At 70.8% G+C, this 17,434-nt stretch carries 27 protein-coding genes; 19 read left to right on the top strand and 8 right to left on the bottom strand.

Going from position 1 to position 17,434, the window contains the following annotated elements; translation table 11 throughout:
* Window positions 1-19 precede the first annotated feature (19 nt).
* Together OG247_RS43770 and OG247_RS43775 are read left to right on the top strand one after the other, a co-directional pair.
* On the top strand, window positions 20-322 hold the full coding sequence (locus tag OG247_RS43770; protein WP_327258197.1) for a hypothetical protein: 303 nt from the start codon (window positions 20-22) through the stop codon (window positions 320-322).
* A gap of 162 nt (window positions 323-484) precedes the next feature.
* Entirely contained in the window at window positions 485-832 is a 348-nt protein-coding gene (locus tag OG247_RS43775; RefSeq protein ID WP_327258198.1) for a hypothetical protein, read from the top strand.
* Window positions 833-899: 67 nt separating this feature from the next.
* On the opposite strand, the gene OG247_RS43780 is transcribed toward OG247_RS43775, so the two are convergent.
* The 6 genes from OG247_RS43780 to OG247_RS43805 form a co-directional block, all read right to left on the bottom strand.
* Entirely contained in the window at window positions 900-1,055 is a 156-nt protein-coding gene (locus OG247_RS43780; RefSeq protein ID WP_327258199.1) for a hypothetical protein, read from the bottom strand.
* Between the two features lie 64 nt (window positions 1,056-1,119).
* Window positions 1,120-2,376, bottom strand: coding sequence for a hypothetical protein (locus OG247_RS43785; protein ID WP_327258200.1), 1,257 nt, complete (start codon window positions 2,374-2,376; stop codon window positions 1,120-1,122).
* Window positions 2,377-2,408: 32 nt separating this feature from the next.
* A complete protein-coding gene (locus OG247_RS43790) occupies window positions 2,409-3,335 on the bottom strand; it encodes a hypothetical protein (protein WP_327258201.1) in 927 nt (308 codons plus the stop codon).
* Between the two features lie 134 nt (window positions 3,336-3,469).
* A complete protein-coding gene (locus OG247_RS43795) occupies window positions 3,470-3,628 on the bottom strand; it encodes a hypothetical protein (RefSeq protein WP_327258202.1) in 159 nt (52 codons plus the stop codon).
* 216 nt (window positions 3,629-3,844) lie between these two features.
* On the bottom strand, window positions 3,845-4,066 hold the full coding sequence (locus tag OG247_RS43800; protein ID WP_327258203.1) for a hypothetical protein: 222 nt from the start codon (window positions 4,064-4,066) through the stop codon (window positions 3,845-3,847).
* Window positions 4,063-4,287, bottom strand: a complete 225-nt coding sequence (locus tag OG247_RS43805; RefSeq protein ID WP_327258204.1) for a hypothetical protein — start codon at window positions 4,285-4,287, stop codon at window positions 4,063-4,065. The genes OG247_RS43800 and OG247_RS43805 overlap by 4 nt, the downstream gene beginning before the upstream one ends.
* Window positions 4,288-4,494: 207 nt before the next feature.
* Here OG247_RS43805 and OG247_RS43810 point away from each other — a divergent pair, with 207 nt between their 5' ends.
* The 4 genes from OG247_RS43810 (at window position 4,495) to OG247_RS43825 (ending at window position 8,092) form a co-directional block, all read left to right on the top strand.
* Window positions 4,495-5,856, top strand: a complete 1,362-nt coding sequence (locus OG247_RS43810) for a tetratricopeptide repeat protein (RefSeq protein WP_327258205.1) — start codon at window positions 4,495-4,497, stop codon at window positions 5,854-5,856.
* 29 nt (window positions 5,857-5,885) lie between these two features.
* Window positions 5,886-6,725, top strand: a complete 840-nt coding sequence (locus OG247_RS43815; RefSeq protein ID WP_327258279.1) for a glycosyltransferase family 2 protein — start codon at window positions 5,886-5,888, stop codon at window positions 6,723-6,725.
* 209 nt (window positions 6,726-6,934) lie between these two features.
* Window positions 6,935-7,525 carry a hypothetical protein gene (locus OG247_RS43820; RefSeq protein ID WP_327258206.1) on the top strand — a complete coding sequence of 197 codons (591 nt, stop codon included), beginning with the start codon at window positions 6,935-6,937 and terminating at the stop codon, window positions 7,523-7,525.
* Between the two features lie 219 nt (window positions 7,526-7,744).
* Window positions 7,745-8,092, top strand: a complete 348-nt coding sequence (locus OG247_RS43825) for a hypothetical protein (protein ID WP_327258207.1) — start codon at window positions 7,745-7,747, stop codon at window positions 8,090-8,092.
* A 39-nt stretch (window positions 8,093-8,131) separates the two neighbouring features.
* Here the strand turns inward: OG247_RS43825 and OG247_RS43830 are convergent, their stop codons facing one another.
* The gene (locus tag OG247_RS43830) at window positions 8,132-8,485 is read right to left on the bottom strand and encodes a hypothetical protein (protein WP_327258208.1); all 354 of its coding nucleotides are present in this window, start codon (window positions 8,483-8,485) and stop codon (window positions 8,132-8,134) included.
* Between the two features lie 139 nt (window positions 8,486-8,624).
* Window positions 8,625-9,020: a DUF6907 domain-containing protein gene (locus OG247_RS43835; protein ID WP_327258209.1), complete on the bottom strand. Its 396-nt coding sequence runs from the start codon at window positions 9,018-9,020 to the stop codon at window positions 8,625-8,627.
* A gap of 125 nt (window positions 9,021-9,145) precedes the next feature.
* On the opposite strand from OG247_RS43835, the gene OG247_RS43840 reads away from it, so the two are divergent.
* The 13 genes from OG247_RS43840 (at window position 9,146) to OG247_RS43900 (ending at window position 17,373) form a co-directional block, all read left to right on the top strand.
* Window positions 9,146-10,345 carry a S8 family serine peptidase gene (locus OG247_RS43840; protein WP_327258210.1) on the top strand — a complete coding sequence of 400 codons (1,200 nt, stop codon included), beginning with the start codon at window positions 9,146-9,148 and terminating at the stop codon, window positions 10,343-10,345.
* Window positions 10,346-10,898: 553 nt separating this feature from the next.
* On the top strand, window positions 10,899-11,348 hold the full coding sequence (locus OG247_RS43845) for a hypothetical protein (RefSeq protein WP_327258211.1): 450 nt from the start codon (window positions 10,899-10,901) through the stop codon (window positions 11,346-11,348).
* 90 nt (window positions 11,349-11,438) lie between these two features.
* Window positions 11,439-11,891: a hypothetical protein gene (locus OG247_RS43850; protein ID WP_327258212.1), complete on the top strand. Its 453-nt coding sequence runs from the start codon at window positions 11,439-11,441 to the stop codon at window positions 11,889-11,891.
* Between the two features lie 82 nt (window positions 11,892-11,973).
* Window positions 11,974-12,405: a hypothetical protein gene (locus OG247_RS43855; RefSeq protein WP_327258213.1), complete on the top strand. Its 432-nt coding sequence runs from the start codon at window positions 11,974-11,976 to the stop codon at window positions 12,403-12,405.
* Window positions 12,406-12,470: 65 nt separating this feature from the next.
* Window positions 12,471-12,809 (top strand): hypothetical protein, encoded by a 339-nt coding sequence (locus OG247_RS43860; RefSeq protein ID WP_327258214.1) that lies wholly within the window; start codon window positions 12,471-12,473, stop codon window positions 12,807-12,809.
* 334 nt (window positions 12,810-13,143) lie between these two features.
* On the top strand, window positions 13,144-13,752 hold the full coding sequence (locus OG247_RS43865) for a DNA-binding protein (RefSeq protein ID WP_327258215.1): 609 nt from the start codon (window positions 13,144-13,146) through the stop codon (window positions 13,750-13,752).
* 514 nt (window positions 13,753-14,266) lie between these two features.
* Window positions 14,267-14,647: a hypothetical protein gene (locus OG247_RS43870; protein ID WP_327258216.1), complete on the top strand. Its 381-nt coding sequence runs from the start codon at window positions 14,267-14,269 to the stop codon at window positions 14,645-14,647.
* Between the two features lie 72 nt (window positions 14,648-14,719).
* The gene (locus tag OG247_RS43875) at window positions 14,720-15,028 is read left to right on the top strand and encodes a hypothetical protein (RefSeq protein WP_327258217.1); all 309 of its coding nucleotides are present in this window, start codon (window positions 14,720-14,722) and stop codon (window positions 15,026-15,028) included.
* Window positions 14,998-15,612, top strand: a complete 615-nt coding sequence (locus tag OG247_RS43880) for a hypothetical protein (RefSeq protein ID WP_327258218.1) — start codon at window positions 14,998-15,000, stop codon at window positions 15,610-15,612. The genes OG247_RS43875 and OG247_RS43880 overlap by 31 nt, the downstream gene beginning before the upstream one ends.
* Before the next feature lie 189 nt (window positions 15,613-15,801).
* Complete coding sequence (locus OG247_RS43885) at window positions 15,802-16,032, top strand: hypothetical protein (protein WP_327258219.1); 231 nt, start codon at window positions 15,802-15,804, stop codon at window positions 16,030-16,032.
* A gap of 57 nt (window positions 16,033-16,089) precedes the next feature.
* Window positions 16,090-16,404, top strand: a complete 315-nt coding sequence (locus tag OG247_RS43890) for a hypothetical protein (protein WP_327258220.1) — start codon at window positions 16,090-16,092, stop codon at window positions 16,402-16,404.
* Window positions 16,405-16,462: 58 nt separating this feature from the next.
* Entirely contained in the window at window positions 16,463-16,630 is a 168-nt protein-coding gene (locus OG247_RS43895) for a hypothetical protein (protein WP_327258221.1), read from the top strand.
* A 113-nt stretch (window positions 16,631-16,743) separates the two neighbouring features.
* Window positions 16,744-17,373 carry a vWA domain-containing protein gene (locus tag OG247_RS43900; RefSeq protein WP_327258222.1) on the top strand — a complete coding sequence of 210 codons (630 nt, stop codon included), beginning with the start codon at window positions 16,744-16,746 and terminating at the stop codon, window positions 17,371-17,373.
* The last annotated feature ends 61 nt before the right edge of the window (window positions 17,374-17,434 follow it).

A 17,434-nucleotide genomic window follows, 5' to 3' on the forward strand; every position in this document is an offset into this window, starting at 1 on the left:
GCCTCTGCCATGCTGGCCCATGGTCACGGACGGGCAGACGCCCCACACCGACCCCGACTCGGACCACCGCCTCTGCGGGATCTGCCCCGCGCTGCGGTACCCGCGCGAGCAGTTCGTGATCTACGACCGGCCGTGCCGCGAAGCACCCTTCGACCCCGCCGACGGACACCGGTACACCCTGGCCGGAGAGCCGGCGTGCGTCCATCCCCACAAGATCGGTACGCCGCCCGACCGGTTCGCCCCTCCACCCGGGCCCCCGCCGAAATCCCCGGCACCACCCCGCCCACGCCGCTGGTGGTGGCCGGGTGCGGGCAGGTGGTGAACGACACCGGGGAGAACGTGGCGGTGGCGGCCATGGCATCAGGGTTGGCTCAGTGCGTTCTCACGGCCAGCGAGAGGCGGGGTCGGACCGGGCGGCATTCCGGGTTGTCGGCGCCGTCGTGCAGGATGGCCGAGACGATCATCCTGCACGGGGAGGAACTTCATGGCCGACATCTGGGTACTCGGCACCCACCTGCACGAGGGCAGCTACGGGTCCCTCGTCCGCGCCGACGCCATCACCCATCTACAGGCGTCCACGGAAAGGGTCACCGCCTCGCAGATCGGCTCCGAGGACACGGTGGTGCTGGCCCACAAGGACAGCTTGGTTCTCGGCGGGCCCGCACCGGTCCTGCCCGAGGACTTCCACCTTGCGCTGCTGGCCATGATCAACGAGGCACGCAGGCAGGCCAGCGCCGGCGGCGATGGGGACCTTGTTGTCCTCGCCGACCTCGACGACAACAAGAAGTGGGACTGGTCGGTCTTTCCGCTCTCGGAGCTCTACACCGGGTGAGCCGCACACCGGCGCCGTGCTGCCCCCGCCGTTGAAGGCCGGCTCCGCCGGGGAGGCGTCCGTCGGCTCACGTCCTTCGTGACGAGGCGAGGAGGTCGTCGGCGCCCTTCGCGATGAGGTTGCCGGCTACCTCGCTGCCGACTGCTTCCAGGGTGGTGCCCGTCCGCTCGGACGACAGCACGACGGAGCCGTCCGAGGCGTAGACGCGACCCGTCAGGCACACCGCCCCGGATCCGGCAGCTCGGTGATCTTGGCGAAGGTGAGTCTGGCCCCGCAGTGCGCGGCCCTCAGAGCGGGACCGGTGGGAGGTGGGCGACCGTACACGGAGCCTGATCATGTGCGCGGAAGCCGAAGCTGACGAGGATGACGCTCTCTCCGGCGCCCAGCGGCGTCCGGCCGTGTGGCGTGAGTGATCCGTCGAACACGACGCAGTCTCCCGGTGCGAGGTCGCATTCGCGGTAGCCGTCGGCGTTGATGAAGACGGTGCAGCTCACGGTGGGGGCCGTGGGGAGGCGCTCGTGCCCCAGGCACAGGATGAGGTTGGCCTCACCGAAGCCGAATTCGTCAACGTGGAAGTCGAGGAACTGGCCCTCCTCCAGGTAGGCGATGTAGACGCCGGTGTGAGGCTGCTCGACCTCCAGACCGGTGGACCGCGCTACGACGGCGGCGAGATCGACTTGCCTGGCGAAGCGGTTCGCCGCCTCGCCGACGGCCGCGTTCCACTTACCGTTGTGCAGGTACCCGTCGGCGGCCAGAGCCCTCTCGGCCTCCTCCGCCATGCCGGCGAGCAACTCGACGGGGAACGACTGATCACGCAGGTGGCATGGCCGCACCCGCTCGTGCGCGGTGAGATCGCGTACGGCGTCCCGGATAGCTGGAAACCCCTCCTCCCACCGGGCCGGTGCCCGGGCCGTGGTGCGGGACTGGAGCCACGCTGTCCACCGCCTGCTCCACTGTGCCGCTTCCGCGTCACCATCCGCCGGCGCGGCCGTGGCAGCGGATGCGTGGCTGATCAGTAGCTCGACGCGGCCGAGTGCGGCCTGGGTGGATTCGATCAGCCCGGCGTCGCCCTTGGCGGTCCGCAGTCGCAGGGCTTCCTGTAGGTGGGCTCGGGCCGGCGCGAGGCTGCCCTGCTCCATGAGGTGCTTGCCGAGGTGCTGGAGGGCGAAGTCGACGAGTTCCGGGTGCTGGCCTCGGGCGCTGTCCAAGGCGCTGCGGTAGAGCACGTCAGCGGTCTCCACCTCACCGGTGTAGCGGTACGCGTCGCCGAGGTTGAGTTCGGTGGCGATGACGGCCCGGGTGTTGCCGCTGGCTTCTGCCAGGTCGAGCGCGCGGCGCAGGAACACGCGTGCGTCGTCGGGGTGGCCCAGGCTCATCAGACCGATGCCGGTCCACCGGGCCAGGACGCGGGCCCTGGCGATGTCCGCGCCTTCGGGGAGCGCCTGGAGTTCCTCGCGGATCTTCTCCACGGCGGTGGTCAACTGGTCGTGGTCGGTGGGGACCATGCGCAAGTCATCACCCTGTGTGATGAGGTGCTGGAGCACTCATCTCTCCCTTCGGTTCCCGCTCGCCGGTGCTAGAGCCGGTCGGTCTGGTGACGCAGGTCGGCCAGCAGTTCTTGGCCGTGCACGGTGAAATGTTCATCCAGGAGTTCGAGCTGGCCCATGAGGTAGCGGACGGCCGGCATGCCCTCGTCGTATGCGGCCTGGAAGCTTGCGCGCTCGCCCGCGGTCAGGTCGTCGCGGTCGAGTTCGGTCCGGCGGAACCGCAGGAGCTGGTTGTACACGCAGGTCGCGTGGAAGGCCCGGTCCACCTCCCAGAACTGGTTGCGGGCCACTCCCTGCGTAGCGCGCCACGCGATCTCGATCTTGGGGGAGGTCTTCGAGGAGTACCCGTCGGCGAAGACCTGGTGCGTCAGGACGTGGAAGCTGACCGACTGGTGGACCGCCTCGTGCAGGAGGTTCTCCGCCAGGAAGAGGTGGGACGGCTCCTGGCTGACGGTGTTTGGCGGGATGTGGTGCCGGGCCTTCTCGGAGAACACGATGATGTACGGCAGTGCCGGGTCGCTGGAGCTGGTCAGGGATGAGGTACGGACACCGGGCTTGAGCCCCACCCACAACAGGCCCCGGACGAACTCCTGCACGCGGGCGAAGCCTTCGGGGTGAGCCGAGGCCAGTCGCTCCAGTGCTTGGGTGAGTGCCACGCGGCGCCCGTCGGTGTGCTCGACGATCTCGTAGTCCGCCAGGCTGATCTCGCGGGCGATCTGCTCGGGCAGCTCGGCGCCGTACCAGTCGAAGCGGGCTCCGGCCGCGTGCACGCTGTCGCTGCTCAGGGTGCGGGCGTGCTCGGCGTAGGGGATGCCGGACTTCACGAGGCGTTCCATCAGGGCGAACGGCAGGGCCTGCTCGGCGTCGTCCTCACGCAGACGGATCAGTGCCGGGTCCTTGCGTCCGAGGTCGAAGAAGGAGCCGGTCTCTACGCGGGTGGCGATGGTGGTCGGCATTGCGGGCTCTCCTTGGTCGAGATGTGCGGGTGGCGGAGCAGGCGGTGGTGGAGACCGGTGCGGGGCGCCTCGGGGTGAGTAGCCGAGACGCCCCGCCATGCCGCTAACGAGGTGGCATCAGGTCAGGACCGAGGTCAGACTGCGGTTCCCTCGGGCGCGAAGTCACCGTCCGGGACGGAGTGGTCCAGACGGCGCGTCAGGGACTCGACGGCCGTCTCCGGCTCGAAGACGCCGTCGGGGACCGAGTGGTCCAGACGCCGAGTCAGGTTGTTGATCTGGAGGCTGCTGGTCATGGTGGTGCTCCTCTCACGATGGGCGAGTGGTGCGACCCTCCCGGCGGGAGGGGGTTGTTCCCCCGCCTGTACCCGGTGCCTGCGAGGGCGGGCCGGGCGGGGAGTCTGTGGGTCAGCGGCTGGCGTTGCCCGCCACGGCGAGTGTGATGATCAGGGCGCTGACGGCGATCACGTAGACGAGGACAGCCAAACGCTGGCGCCACCCGCGTAACGGGCTCACCGGACCACTTCGAGGTTGGTCGGGGCCGTGGACAGCTCCCGGCCGCCGGACGCGAGGCGGATGTAGGCGAGCCACACCGTCATCGGTCGGCCTTCGTAGTTGGGGACCTCCTCCTGGACGACGGCCATCAGTTGGCCCTCGGAGCCGCTGGCGATGTCCCGGACGCGCTTGCCGATGCGGGGGGCCGGCTCGTGCCCGAAGTAGTCCGCGGTGCTCACTGCTCCTCGGCCCCGTCGTCCTGGTCGTTGTCACGGCCTGCCGGGTCGATGCGGGCGGGCAGGGAGCCGAGTCTCTGCCAGCCGCGTTTCGTCCTCGCCATCAGGGCCGGGGAGGGCTGGCCGTACATCGCGGTGACGTCGGCGTCGACGGCGAAGGCGTCCCACGCAATGCGCTCGGCAGGCTGGTCTTCGAGGGGGCGGCGCGGCAGGGGCTGGGGCATGGCGCACTCCTCGGGCTGGAGGGGGCAGCGGGGCACCGTGCGACGTAGGGGACGGAGCGGCGCCCCGCTGCGAGGGGAGCACGTCCCGAAGCGGGTGCGCTGCTCCGGGGTGCAGTGATTAGTGAACGCCCCTGTACGGAAAGTGAGTACGGTAGGCGGGACAGCAACTCGTTCAATCCGTTCAAGATCGCTTGTAGGGGGCGCAAGTTGACGGAGAGCCGCACCCCGAACATCGCGCTGGCGGAGATCATTGCCGAGGCTGGAATCACCTATCACGCCCTGGCCAGGGAGATCCGCGCCGTTGCGGCCGAGGCCGGAGAGAAGCTGCATACCGCGCCGTCGGCCGTTTCCTCGTGGCTCGCCGGCGGTACACCGTCCGGCCAGACGCGCCAGTACATCGCCGAAGCTCTCACCAGAAAGATGAAGCGACGCGTGACGGTCGCCGAGATCGGTCTAGGCTGCGCAGGCATCGGGGAGCCCCTGGGCGCCGATCCGCTGGCCACCACCGCCGACCTCGGGAGATTCGTAATGCTCCGCCGCAGGGATTTCCTGAACTCCGCCTTCGCCGCCGCTGCCGTCGGTCTTCCCCTGACCTACGACCACGAGGCCGTCGCCGCCACCCTGAAGGCCGCCACGTTCGGTGGGAGCGTCGGCGCCGAGGAAGTCGCGACGGTCCGGCAGCTCACCGAGATGTTCCGGAGCGTGGATGAGAAGATGGGCGGCGGCCACGGCCTGATCACGGTCACCGCGTACCTGACCGACACCGTGGCGCCCATGCTCGAAGCCCGGTTCCCGTCGGACACGGTCCGCAAAGAGGCGTTCGGGGCGGCTGCCCAGTTGGCGACGCTAGTGGGCTGGAAACACCACGACCTCGGCCGCGAGGGCCTCGCCCAGCGGTACTACCTGCTCGGGTACCAACTCGCCTGCGAAGCCGACCCGAACGGCCACGCAGCGTGGATGATGCGGGCCATGACGCACCAGGCCCTCGACCTCTACCACCCGGACTTTTGTGTGGAGCTGTCGGAGGAGGCGCTTCGGCGGGCGTCGGGGAAGGTCGACCGGCAGACCGAGGCGCTGCTGTTGGTGACCTGCGCCAGGGCCTACGGGAACAGCGGGGAGAGCCGGAAGGCTGCCGCTTCCTTGCTGGCAGCGGAGGACGCGCTGTCGGACACGCGGGATCCAGTGCCGTCGTACGCCGCGGCCTCGGGTCCGGTGGCGGCCGTGGTCGCCTCGCACACGGGCAAGACCTTGACCGCGATGAAGGACTACGCGGCGGCCGAGCGGCACTACCGGACCGCGCTGGCGGCCCGTACGCCGGGCGCCTATCAGCGGGTGCACGGCTTGACCATGGTCAACGTCGGTAAGTCGGTCGCGGCCCAGCACCGCCATGAGGAGGCCGTGGGCTTGTGGAGCCGGTCCTTGGACGTGATGGACGGCGTGGTCTCCGACCGGAGCAGGAAGGAGATCAAGGCCATCGGTTCGGTAGCGGCCGGCTACCGCAGGCGGGGTGTGAGCGGCGCGGGGAGTCTGGAGCAGCGGGCCGCGGAGATTCTGCGGGCCCAGGCGTGACGTCGACGGTTGGTGTCGTGGTCCTGACCATGGGAGACCGCCCCCGGGAGCTGCAGGCGCTGGTGGAGTCGGTGCAAGTCCAGGAAGGCGATCCGGCTGCCGTCGTGGTCCTGGGCCAGGGCGTGAGGCTCCCCGGTCTGCCGGACGGGGTGGCGGCGGTCGAGCTGCCGGAGAATCTGGGCATCCCCGGGGGGCGGAACGCCGGCGTGCGCTGGCTGCGCGAAAACGGCGGGGTGGACGTGGTGGTCGTCCTCGACGACGACGGACTGTTGCCCCGTACCGACACCCTGCGGATCGTCCGCGAAGCCTTCGTCGAGAACCCGCGCCTCGGGGTCGTGAGCTTCCGGATCGTGGACGAGGAGGGGCTGAGCCAGCGCAGGCACGTCCCCCGTCTCGGCGGTGCCGACCCGGCCTTGTCCGGCCCGGTCACGACGTTCCTCGGGGGCGCGCACGCCATCCGCATGGACGTGATCGACCAGGTCGGCGAGTTCCCCGCGCAGTTCTTCTACGCTCACGAGGAGACTGACTTCGCGTGGCGCGCGCTGGATGCCGGGTGGGAGATCGGCTACCGGGCGGACCTGGTGCTCCGGCACCCGCGCACCGAGGCGTCCCGCCACGCCGTCTACTACCGCAACACCGGCCGCAACCGGGTGTGGCTGGCGAAGCGTCGCCTGCCGGCCGTCCTGGTGCCGATCTACCTCGCCACGTGGGCGGCATACACGGTCGTGCAGCGGCCCCCGCTGTCGGGGCTCAGGGCGTGGTGGGGGGGGTTCTTCGAAGGGATTCGTGTGCCTTGCCCGCCGCGGCGTCCGATCCGGTGGCAGACGGTGTGGAAGATGACCCGGCTGGGCCGGCCCCCGGTGATCTGAGTCAAAGCGCCATGGCCCAGTAGGCGATGCTCGTCCGGCAGCGGGGGCACCGCAGCCCGCACTCCCGTCGGTGACGCGATCGTGGCGCCGTTCAGCTTCCATTTTCAGGGCCGCAGCGTCCGTCTCACCCTGATCCCGGCTCAGCCGTAGCCGGTCACCAGGTTGACGCGTGCTGTGCCTCGACACGGCGGCAGTGGGACACTGCCGCCGTGTCGGGATTCGCGAGGGATACGAAGTACTACGGCAACCGTCTCGTGTACGAGCCGCTGGAGAGCAAGTGGAGCCGCTATCACGCCATGCACTGCGGGTGCGGGCAGGACTGGCTTGCAGTCCACGCCGTCCCCGCCGGGTTCACCGTCCTGCCCCGGGGGAAGACCGGCTACTACGCTCTGGTGGGCCCCGGGCTGACCGAGGACGTGGACGAGTCGGCGCTGACGACCAACGCCCTGTGGGAGGCCGTCACCGGCAAGGCCGGCGAGGGCTGGGTGGAGACCGTGCAGGTGATGGACCGCAGCGAGGCGGCGGAGAAGAAGCGCAAAGCGGAGAACGACGCCGCGTACGCCGACCGGCGCGAACGCTCCGCCCAGTCGAAGAAGGACCCCGCCAGCCCGGCTCAGCTGAAGTACCTAGACACCCTCGTCGCCAAGGCCGGGCCCGAACGGTTCGACACCGCGTTCAACGCAGCCGTCAAGGGCACCGGTGTCGCACCGCGCGACACCGAGGAGCAGACGCAGGCGGCGCTGGGGCGGCTGACCAAGACAGCGGCCCGCAAACTCATCACCGCACTCCTCGGCCCCTGACGGACGGTCCATCGCGGGGGTCGGCAGAGTGTCCAAGGACAGCTCCCTGGACACTCCGGCCCCAATCCCCAGGCCAGCGGCTCGTCGCGTTGGCACACTGGGAGGGGACGATCGCTCTACGCCACGCCACGCCACGCCCCGGCCGACCTCACGGACGCCGAGGCCCTGGCCGCGCTGGAGGCCGCCGGATACGACGCCGACGTCATCCGCGAGTACGCCATGGCTGTGCGGGCCCTCGCCTTGAACGGTTCCCGGGAGCAGCTGGAGGCCCACCGCGCGGCACTGGACGTTCCGGAACAGGGCAAGTACTACGACCGGAAGACCGTCGTCGAGGGCCGGGTCCTGGTGGACCAGATCCGCCTCGCCGACTGGCAGCGGGGCACCCGGTACCTGGAACTGGCGCCGGCCCGTCTCTCGGACCGGGCCGCGGCCCGCACGCTGGCCGGGCTCTTCAAGGTGGATCCCGGAGTCCACCGGGCGGCGGAGATGGTTGAGCTGCGCCGGTACGCGATCACCGGGGACTACCGGGCGTACGAGGAGTGGGAAGAGCAGCAGGCCTCCGCCTAGTCGCGGAGGCCTGCACGGAGCTCAGGGAAGCCGTCGCCGTCAGGCCGGGACGCTGCCGGCTCCAGCGCCTCGCGACCGCTTCACCAGAATGAGGCCGCCCAGCACCGTCGCGAGCACAATGACCGCGCCCAGGACCAAAGTCGGGACACCCGGAGTACTGGAGCCTTCGAAGGAGATCCAGGACCAGGCCGTCGGGAAGTACAGCAAGGGCAGGCTGAGCGGGCCGGGCATCAGCAGTCCGGCGCGCTCACGGGTGGTGAACGCTGGGGCGTCGGGCACCATCGCGGCCAGCTTGTGGTAGAGGCCCCCCACGTTCAGCGCCATCAGCAGTGCGACAGCCGACGGGTACCACCAGCCGTCCGCCATCGAGAGCACCAGGGATTCCAGAGTCATGTGCTCATCCTCCCCGATGCCACTGACACTGGCGCCCGTCCCGACGGGGACGCTCACCGTCAGCATCTACGCGCCCTTCGGGAAGATCCCCCGACGTCTCCGCGCAGGTTCACCCGCCCCGCGGCCGGCGTCTAGCGGATCAGGCCGCGTCCTGCGCGTTCTCGGGGAGCAGCTCGCGCCAGCCGCGCAGTTGTCCGGCCACCTGGTCCAGACCGGCCAGCACGGTGTCCAGCTCGGCGCGGGTGCGCACCGGCACGTAGTCCGTCAGCTGGTTGTGGCCCTTCGCGTCGTCGACTCCGAAGTGGATTTGCGGCTGCCGCGGAGTCCCCTGTTCCTGGAACGTCTCGTTCGCGGACATCGCGAACGAGATGTTGAGGAGTTCACCGCTGACCGTCGGCGGGAAGCTCACCGCCGCCGCCTGCGAGAGGTGGACGACCGTGTCGGTGCCCGCGTCCTCGGCGCTGTGATCGGCGTGCGTGCACCATGGCGGGCAGTTCTCGCCGGTCACCAACAACTTCCAAGCGTTCGCATCCATAACCAGAATCCTCCCATACAACCTGAACACCCTATTTCGGGTCAGGTGCTGCCCTGGGCGGACAGTGTGATGGGGTGGGTCCGCGCAGGATTTGCAGCAGCGCACGGACAAAGAGGGGCGCGAAAATGCAGGACACCATACGTCGGCACGGGGCGTGGCGGAGGGCGGCGGGCATCGCCGGGGCAGCCGTGGCGGTCAGCGCGGGAACGGTGGTGCCGGCGGCCGCCGATACCGACTCGTGGAGCTACCTCACGAAGATGCAGGCCCGGGAGATGTGGAAGGTCGCAGACGGCAGCGGCATCACGGTGGCCGTCATCGACAGCGGCGTCAAGGACGGCTCGGGCTGGAAGAGCTCGTCCGTCCTTCCAGGCGTGTCCTACATCGAGCCGCCCTTCGAGCGCCCGGACATCACCTACCCGCCGCACGAGGACTTCGTCGGGCACGGAACCAGCATGACCGCGGCGATCGTCGGCGACGGCTCGTCAGGCGGCCCCAAGGGCCTGGCTCCCGGCGCCAAGGTGCTGCCCATCCGCACCAGCGTCGGCACTCCTATGGCGTTTGCCGTGGCGTCCGAAGCTGCCCGGGGGATCCGGTACGCGGCCGACAACGGAGCCAAGATCATCAACTTGTCCATCGGCGTGACTCCGGACTGGCCGATGGACAAGATCAAGCCGGCCGTCGAGTACGCCCAGAGCAAGGGTCTGCTCATCGTCAGCAGTATGGGCAACGAGGGCGAGCGCAAGAACTGGAGCAACGCGATCGCCTCCTTGCCCGGCGTCATCGGGGTGGGAGCCGTCGACGAGACCGGCAAGGCCATGCCGTTCAGCTCTCATGGGCCCGACACGGACCTGGTCTCCATAGGCAGCAAGGTGCAAATTCGCTGCGAGGAGAACCGCGGCTGGTGCGTGGGGAACGGCGGCACCTCGTACGCGAGCAGTCTGGTCTCCGCTTCCGCCGCGCTCGTCTGGTCGGCCCACCCCGACTGGACCGCGTCCCAGGTGGCCCGTGTCCTCATCCAGACCGCTGGCGCCCCCACCGACGGCTCCAAGCGCAGCGACTGGATCGGCTACGGAGTCGCCCGCCCCCGCAAGGTGCTGCTCGACCGCGAGGGAGACCCCGGGGCGCCCAACGTCGACCCCTTGGCCCCGCCGGCCCCGTCGAAGGCCCCCGCCCCCAGCACCGAACCGACAGCTGCGGCGCCGCTCCGGGCGGAAGCCGCGGACGCGGAATCCGGCCTCCCCTGGCAGTGGCCGGCGCTCGGCGCCGTCGTCGCCGTGGGCCTCGGCCTCGCCGCCACGGTGATCGTCAAACGCCGTCGCCGCTGACCCGACCGGGAGCGGTCGGCCGCCGGGAGAGCGGGTGGGCAGTGGCGCCTGCCGCACTTCCCCGCCGGCCGGACTGGCCGTGACCGCCGGGCCGCCCGACCGCGAGGTCGCCGTGATCCGCTGCGCGCCGGTGGGGGTGGCTGGCAGGGGCGCTGCCCCCACACCCCCGGCCACCCTGCTGAGGGGGTGAAGCGCCGCAGCGCCGTGCGGCCCGGCGGGCGGTGGAGGGTGGAGGGTGGAGGGGTGATTCCCTCATTGGGCACCTCTCCGCACCATGCCCTACGACCGCCCGGGGGCGCGGCGAAAAGCGTGCCGCGCCCCCGCACGCCCGCAGGGCCCACCGTGAGTGCCGCCCAATGAGGGAATCACCCCGCTCGGCCGGAGCTCTGGGCGACGGCCGCCAAGCTCCACGCAAGGCGCCGCACACTGCCTCTGACCTGCGAAAACGCCCGTCAGCCCACTAGACGGGTTGACCCTAATGCCGTAAGATAGTTCTTGTCGGGGAGGGAGGGCAAACCCACCCGGCGACACCACCGACCACAAGGAGAGACCCATGACGCGCAACTACCGGATCCCCCAGGCCGAGCCGGTCACCGCCGAAGAGGTCTCCGCCCACGTTGCGGCCACCCCCGCCGGGGCCGTCCCCTCCATGCTCAGGGACGCCGTGCGCACGGCCATGGTCCCCGTCACGATGTGGCCCAGCCCCTGGGTCGGCAAGGACTTCCACGGCCTGGACTGTCTGCTCACGCCCGGCTCCACGCGCGGCGAGCGCCCCGAGGACGCCGCTCCGGGCGGTGAGCCGATCCTCTCCGTCCTGCCGCTCGACTACCTCTCCAGCAACGCAATCTTCATCCAGGACCTGAAGGAGACCGCGCGCGCCGGGGGTTCCACCGAGGCCGAGGCCGCCGCCTTCAGCCGGTGGGTCATCGCCGAATCCTGGCTCTGCCTCGGGGACTTCCGCACCCCGTACGCGATCTGGAAGGACCGTCAGCGCGCGGCGTGACCCAAACGCCGTAAGGGAGTAAATGCCGGTCCGGGGGTGGCCCGTACGCCGCCCCCGGACCGGGCGCCCGCGCCGACGAAGGACACAGCGATGACGCACCAGCAGCCGACTACCGCCCCCAGCCCGGTCACCGGGCACTACTACAGCTCGGCCGAAGTGGCCGCCGGAATCCGCCGCTTCCTCTACGCCGAGGCCTACATGGTCACCCCGCCGCCCGGCACCGCCAGCGGCCGCCAGACGTGGCGCGGGACCACCATGCGCGCCGCCGTGGCGAGCAGCATGCGCAAGCCCCCGGTCGGGTGGCCGCACGGGCAGGTCGAGTTCCACCCCGGCGGGATCATCCGGTTCACCGGCCCCCCGCCCATGCCCTGGGACCCGTCCGAGACCTGGCACGCCGAGCCCGTCGCCGCTCCCGCCTCCTGGGGGCCGAACTGCGCGCGGTGCGGGGCCTTCGAGGCCGAGCACTGCTCGTGGTGCGCGCCGTGGCTCCACCGCCCGGACGGAACCAGCTGCGTCCACGGCACCTTCACGCCCGCCAGCTGACCGGGCGAGAACGGCCCCGCCTCCACCCGCCCGGCGGAGTGTTCCCGCCCGCCGGGCCATCACCTCACCGAAAGACACCACCGTGACCACACAGCACACCGCCGCCCAGAGCTACACCCTCCCCGCCGCTCTCGCCCTGGCCGAGGCCGGTGACCGCGCCGAGCAGTACGAGAGCGACCAGGCGGCCGCCGCGCGCGCAGCCTGCCTCCTTCTGGCCGCCACGGTCCGTGACCTGCTCACCGACTGCGACCACGACGCCCCCTTCGACGCCACCGCCCTTGAGCTCCGGCTGAACCCCGGCCCCGGCACCGTGAGCGCCACGGGCTTCTACTGGACCACCGAAGGCGAACGCCAGGAGTTCCAGGGAGCCGAGGACCGCTACCACCTCCAGGGGTGGGCCCACTACCTCACCACCGACAACCAGGACACCTGGGAGCAGCTGTGCACCGTCACGGACGGCGGGACACACGCCACCCGGTACAGGCTCGACCTCATCCGAGCCTCCGCGTCCTGACCCCCGAGGCCCGGGGCGGGAGCAACTCCCGCCCCGGGCTGAAACTTCCCCTTCTCGGAGCACCGATGACCACCACCCTGTCGCAGTACCTGCTCGCCGCTCTCGACCGTCACCAGATCCCCGCCGGACAGAGCGGAGACAGCGGAGGATCTTTCGTCTACGTCCACACCCCCACCGCCGTGATCACCATCAGCGGAGACCGTGCCGACGGATCCGATGCCACCGTCGACCACGCCATCGAGGACCACGCCTCCTTCCTCGCAGATCACCGCGACCGCGAAACGGGCGAGTACAAGGTCATCTACGACTCCCAGGGAGGGATCCACACCCTCCAGGAGGACACCGAGGCCCTGATCGCCGCAGTCAGGGAGCACCTGCCGCCCCGCCCGCAGGCGGGCGTGTAGACCCCGCCCGCCCCCTGTCCGGCAGCGCCCGGCGGACAGGGGGCGGGCAGGCCGGATGCCGGGCCGGGCGCCGGCGGTCGTGTTCGGCGCGCGGTTGGCGACGGTTCGTTGTGGTGGTTGATCCCGCCGCGAAGGTCCGCTCCAGCCCGGCCGCAGCAGCGTCACCCGGCCCGCCCGTCCGGCCCCGGTGCGCACCGCCGTACGCGGCGGTACCGGTCATCGGTACCCGGCCCGCACCAGAGCACGGCGTCGGCGTGCGGCAAGGTAGCTCCTGGAGCACCACCCACCCTTCCCCGGGGGCTCCTCACCGGCATCCACCAGGAGACGAACCCCGATGATCCCCCACGGCCACCCGGTCATGACCGAGGAAGACATCGCCGCGGCCCGAGGCCTGGACCTCAAGAAGTGGCGCCGGCAGGAAGGCGCCGCGTTCCGCGCCCGCGTGCCGGTCGTCAACCCCGGCAAGCGCCCGCGCTTCTACAACGCTGCCCAGGCCACCGCGGCCATCAAGGGCCTCCCCATCCCGGCCGCCCCGGCCGCCGGCGCGCCCCACCCCGAGGACCTTCTCAGCGACGTCGAGGCCGGGGCCGTCATCGGCATCAACGACTCGACCGTCCGGGACTACGCAGCGAGCGGCTACATGCATCCCGGGATCGAGCTGCACGGCCGCCGCTGGTGGACCCGGCGCATGGCCGAAGAACGGCGTGACGCCGAGCGTCAGCCCGGTGCCGGCGGAGGCTGGCAGTCGGGCGACCCCCGAAATACCGGCCGCCCGGCAACCCCCGACCCCCGCATCGGCGAACTCGCCCACGAACTCAACCGGACCCAGCAGCCGCCGACCACGGCCGAGGTCGCCGCTCGCTACAACGTCAGCAAGCGCACCGCCCAGCGGCTGCTGGTCGAGGCCCGCCAGCACGCCGGGGACCGCCCCGCAGCGCAGTAGCCCAAGGACCGCCCCGTGGTCCGGCCCGCGCCGGCCGAAGACCCCCACAGGACAGCCCTTCCTCCGACAGGGCGGACCGGTTCACGGGGACGCCCGCAAGGCTCTCGCCGAGCACGCCGGACGCGGTACTCCCCCCGGAGCCGGCCGGCTCTGCCCGGCAACCGCGAAATGCCGCCCGTGCCATGCCGGAAGACGGCCGTCGGACCCGACACAGCCGGGACCCCCACATCCACGCGGCCCGTCGCTGCGCTCCGGCCCGAACGGACACCCCCACCCTCCCTGCTCTTCGACCCTGGAGTCCGGGTGGTCGTGCGCAAGGTCGTCCAGTGCGTGTCCTCGCCGGCCCGCTCCTGCGTCGCTCCACCGACTCCGGTACTCCCTCCCTCCCCTGCCCACGACCACCCGCCCCTCCAAACTCTCAACGCGCAGGGACGGAGGGGAAAAAACGGTCCGCGGCCACAACGCCACCACCACCCGCCGCACCCGACACATCCCGCCAAGCATGGAGAACACCATGAACACCCAACTCCCCGTCCTCGTCTCCGAAGAAGCCTTCGGGCCCCAGGCCCTGGAGCAGGCCATCGAGCACGTCGCCCGGCTCGTACGGCGCGCCGCCGAACGCGACGGCCTCACCGAGGAGGACGTCATGGGCCACCTGACCGACAACATGCTCGGCGCGGTCTACCTGGGCTACCTGCACGCCGAACGCGACAACCTCGACGCCGAAGCCCGCAACGACGCAGCCCGGCGCACCGCGTACCGCACCCTCTACGACAACGGCTGCCCCGGACTCGCCTACCGGACCGTGCTGCGGCTGTGGGGACGCCCGCGTGCCCGCCGCCGCCCTGCCGCCATACCCGCCGGACCGGTTGTCACCGCTCACCAAATCGGGTAGACTAGTCAATGTCGAGACGGGGAGGGCAAGCCCCGGGTCGCACACCACATACCGCCGAGCCGAGGAGACCCCGTGGGCGCACACGACTTTGAACAAGTGATCAGCGGAGCAACGCTCCCCGAGGCGTTCCGCGACGCCGTCGAGCAGGCCCAGCACGAGTACGGCCCCAACCCCTACTCCGGAACGGTAGGAATGAAGGACGAGGTACTGCTGATCGAGGAGGGATCCAGGACCGAGGGCGAAGCCCAGGCCCGCGCCCACGAGCTGATCGAAGCCGACGACGAGCGCATCAGCGACAAGTGGGGCCCGGCCGGAGCCCTGCCCCTCCACCCCATCGACGGACAGCCGGCATGGCTGCTCTTCGGATGGGTGGCAAGCTGATGACCGTCCTCACCACCGCGCGCAGCAGCTTCCGTTTCGCCCTGGACGTCGACGGCTGGTCCGAACTCAGCGCCTGGGGCTACGACGAGGGGCTGGAGTCGTACTTCGCACAACTCTGGCGCGACAACGACCCCATGGACGCCCCGCCGACCGTCTGGCTGATGGGCTACGACCCCCGCTACACCCGCCCCGAGGAGCTCTTCGCCGCCATCCTCGCCACCACCCACGCCCCGCCGCCGGAGATCCTCAGGGCCCTCGGCGGAGACCGCGGACAGCCCCCGGCAATCCGCCCCAGCATCGCTTCGATCCTGGCCCACCGCCGCGCCATCGCCCGGCACGAGACCGACTCCCCCTACCTGCGCGGCGCCGCCGAGGCGCTCGCCTGGCTCGCCGCGGAGGCGCCGAACGGCCCGCTCACCGGCCAGAACGCTCCGCTGGGCGGGCCGGGGATCCTCGAGATCGAAGCCGAACGATGGGCCGCGAGCGCGGCCGTCTATCAGCGCCGCGACCTCCCGCGCGACTGGTTCGTCGGGATCGAGACCACCCTGATGTGGGCGAACGGCCAGGCCGCCACCCCTTGGTGACACCGAGACCGCCACACCTCCGGGCAAGGGACCCGCCGGTACCGCGCGCGTCCGGCTCCGGGCGAAGGCGCACGGGACACCCGGACCCGGAGTTGACCCCACCCCCGAACGTGAAGTAGAATAGTAAATGTCGAGATGGGGAGGGCAAGCCCCGGGCCGACCCCACTGCCACCCATGAGGAGCGATTCAGTGAACGCCTACACCGCCGAGACGCCCGTCGCGACCGCCCGCCCCACGGAGCGCCGCTTCCCGCGCTTCTGGAGTCGCCGCCAGCCCTCCCCTGCACCGTACGTGGAGCTGGACTGCGCCTGCGGCGTGCGGATTTCGGCGGCCGGCTTCGTCGGCGTCCTGGCCACCCGCAGGAGCATCTTCAACCACACGTGCCGGACCGAGGCCACGCCCCCCGCCTCGAAGCCGTAACCCCGCACCCGCCCGCTTGCGCCGCCCCGTAGGGGCGGCGCCCCTACGGGAGTGCCCATGAGCACCTTCACCCGCATCAGCGACAGCGAGGCCCGCTGCGTCATGACCAACCGGAGTTACGGCCTGCTGCGCGTCACCCCCGACAGCGACGAATGGATCCTCACCCCGCGCCTCACCGCCGCCGACACTCCCACCCCCGGGCGGCTGCCCTGGTACTTCATTCGCCGCCAGGCCGGAGTGATCGGCTACTGCGTCCACCGCGCGGGAGGCGAAAGGCCCCTGGTGGGCTACGCCGAGGGCCTGAGCGACGCCGCCTGGCCCGCCGACCGCGACATCGCGGCCCACGATCCGTCACGCCTCACCGCCCGGTGAACCGGCAGCAGCGACCACGCACCCGCCGGACGGCCCCCGGAGCAGCAAGGAAGACGGCATGGCAGTCCTGAACTACCGGCTCATACCGGCCTCGCCCGACGAGGGCCGCCCATATCGGAACCAGCGCGGAAGCACCCGCCGCCGTACGCGGCGCTGGGCCCGCCGGGCGGCCAAACGTGCAGACGAACGGCTGTGGCACCGCGAGCGCGACCAGCGAGCCTCCTGACCCCCGCCAGGTTGACACCCACCACCCCGATAGGTAAACTAGTTAATGTCGGAACGGGGAGGGCAAGCCCTGGATCGGCCATCACGAACCGTCCCGCACGAGGAGTTTCACCCATGACCACCCCCGCCCGTCGGCACATCATCGTCGTCCTCGACCGCTCCGGCAGCATGCACCGCGTCCGTGAGGACACCGAAGGCGGACTCAACGCCCTCCTCGACGAGCAGCGCCAGGCGCCCGGTATCACCACCGTCACCCTCGTGCAGTTCGACGACCAGGTCGAGACCGTTTACACCGGCCGCCCGCTGGACGAGGTCCCGGAGTTCACCCTCCAGCCGCGCGGCATGACCGCCCTCCTGGATGCCATCGGCACCACCGTGCTGCAAGAGGGGCAGCGAATCGCCATGCTCCCGCCTGCCGAGACGCCGTCCGAGACCACCCTCGTCATCCTCACCGACGGCAAGGACAACCGCAGCATCCGGTTCGACGCGGGCCTGGTCCGATACCTGATCGACGGGGCCAGGAAGAACGACGGCTGGACGGTGCTGTTCCTTGGCGCGGACCAGGACGCCTTCACCGTCGGCGGCACCCTGGGGATCCCCAGCGCCACCACCATGGGCTTCGACGCCTCCCAGACCCGGGCCACCCTCACGGCCGCCGGAACGATGGTCCGGCGCGGTACGCAGACCGGCGAGTTCGTCTTCACCGACGAGGAGCGCGGCGCCGCCACCAACCGGCCCAAGTAGCCCGCCCCGTACCGCCCGGCCCGCCGGGGGCGCACCACCGCGCGCCCCCGGCGCCATGAAC

This window comes from Streptomyces sp. NBC_01244 (genome assembly GCF_035987325.1).
GTDB lineage: Bacteria > Actinomycetota > Actinomycetes > Streptomycetales > Streptomycetaceae > Streptomyces.

Coding starts and splice junctions, on each gene's coding strand:
- OG247_RS43775 (WP_327258198.1), top strand. CDS start 485: ATGGCCGACATCTGGGTACTCGGCACCCACCTGCACGAGGGCAGCTAC.
- OG247_RS43900 (WP_327258222.1), top strand. CDS start 16,744: ATGACCACCCCCGCCCGTCGGCACATCATCGTCGTCCTCGACCGCTCC.
- OG247_RS43845 (WP_327258211.1), top strand. CDS start 10,899: ATGACGCGCAACTACCGGATCCCCCAGGCCGAGCCGGTCACCGCCGAA.
- OG247_RS43825 (WP_327258207.1), top strand. CDS start 7,745: ATGGCTGTGCGGGCCCTCGCCTTGAACGGTTCCCGGGAGCAGCTGGAG.
- OG247_RS43850 (WP_327258212.1), top strand. CDS start 11,439: ATGACGCACCAGCAGCCGACTACCGCCCCCAGCCCGGTCACCGGGCAC.
- OG247_RS43870 (WP_327258216.1), top strand. CDS start 14,267: ATGAACACCCAACTCCCCGTCCTCGTCTCCGAAGAAGCCTTCGGGCCC.
- OG247_RS43815 (WP_327258279.1), top strand. CDS start 5,886: ATGGGAGACCGCCCCCGGGAGCTGCAGGCGCTGGTGGAGTCGGTGCAA.
- OG247_RS43880 (WP_327258218.1), top strand. CDS start 14,998: ATGGCTGCTCTTCGGATGGGTGGCAAGCTGATGACCGTCCTCACCACC.
- OG247_RS43790 (WP_327258201.1), bottom strand. CDS start 3,335: ATGCCGACCACCATCGCCACCCGCGTAGAGACCGGCTCCTTCTTCGAC.
- OG247_RS43770 (WP_327258197.1), top strand. CDS start 20: ATGGTCACGGACGGGCAGACGCCCCACACCGACCCCGACTCGGACCAC.
- OG247_RS43830 (WP_327258208.1), bottom strand. CDS start 8,485: ATGACTCTGGAATCCCTGGTGCTCTCGATGGCGGACGGCTGGTGGTAC.
- OG247_RS43805 (WP_327258204.1), bottom strand. CDS start 4,287: ATGCCCCAGCCCCTGCCGCGCCGCCCCCTCGAAGACCAGCCTGCCGAG.
- OG247_RS43795 (WP_327258202.1), bottom strand. CDS start 3,628: ATGACCAGCAGCCTCCAGATCAACAACCTGACTCGGCGTCTGGACCAC.
- OG247_RS43865 (WP_327258215.1), top strand. CDS start 13,144: ATGATCCCCCACGGCCACCCGGTCATGACCGAGGAAGACATCGCCGCG.
- OG247_RS43860 (WP_327258214.1), top strand. CDS start 12,471: ATGACCACCACCCTGTCGCAGTACCTGCTCGCCGCTCTCGACCGTCAC.
- OG247_RS43840 (WP_327258210.1), top strand. CDS start 9,146: ATGCAGGACACCATACGTCGGCACGGGGCGTGGCGGAGGGCGGCGGGC.
- OG247_RS43895 (WP_327258221.1), top strand. CDS start 16,463: ATGGCAGTCCTGAACTACCGGCTCATACCGGCCTCGCCCGACGAGGGC.
- OG247_RS43835 (WP_327258209.1), bottom strand. CDS start 9,020: ATGGATGCGAACGCTTGGAAGTTGTTGGTGACCGGCGAGAACTGCCCG.
- OG247_RS43890 (WP_327258220.1), top strand. CDS start 16,090: ATGAGCACCTTCACCCGCATCAGCGACAGCGAGGCCCGCTGCGTCATG.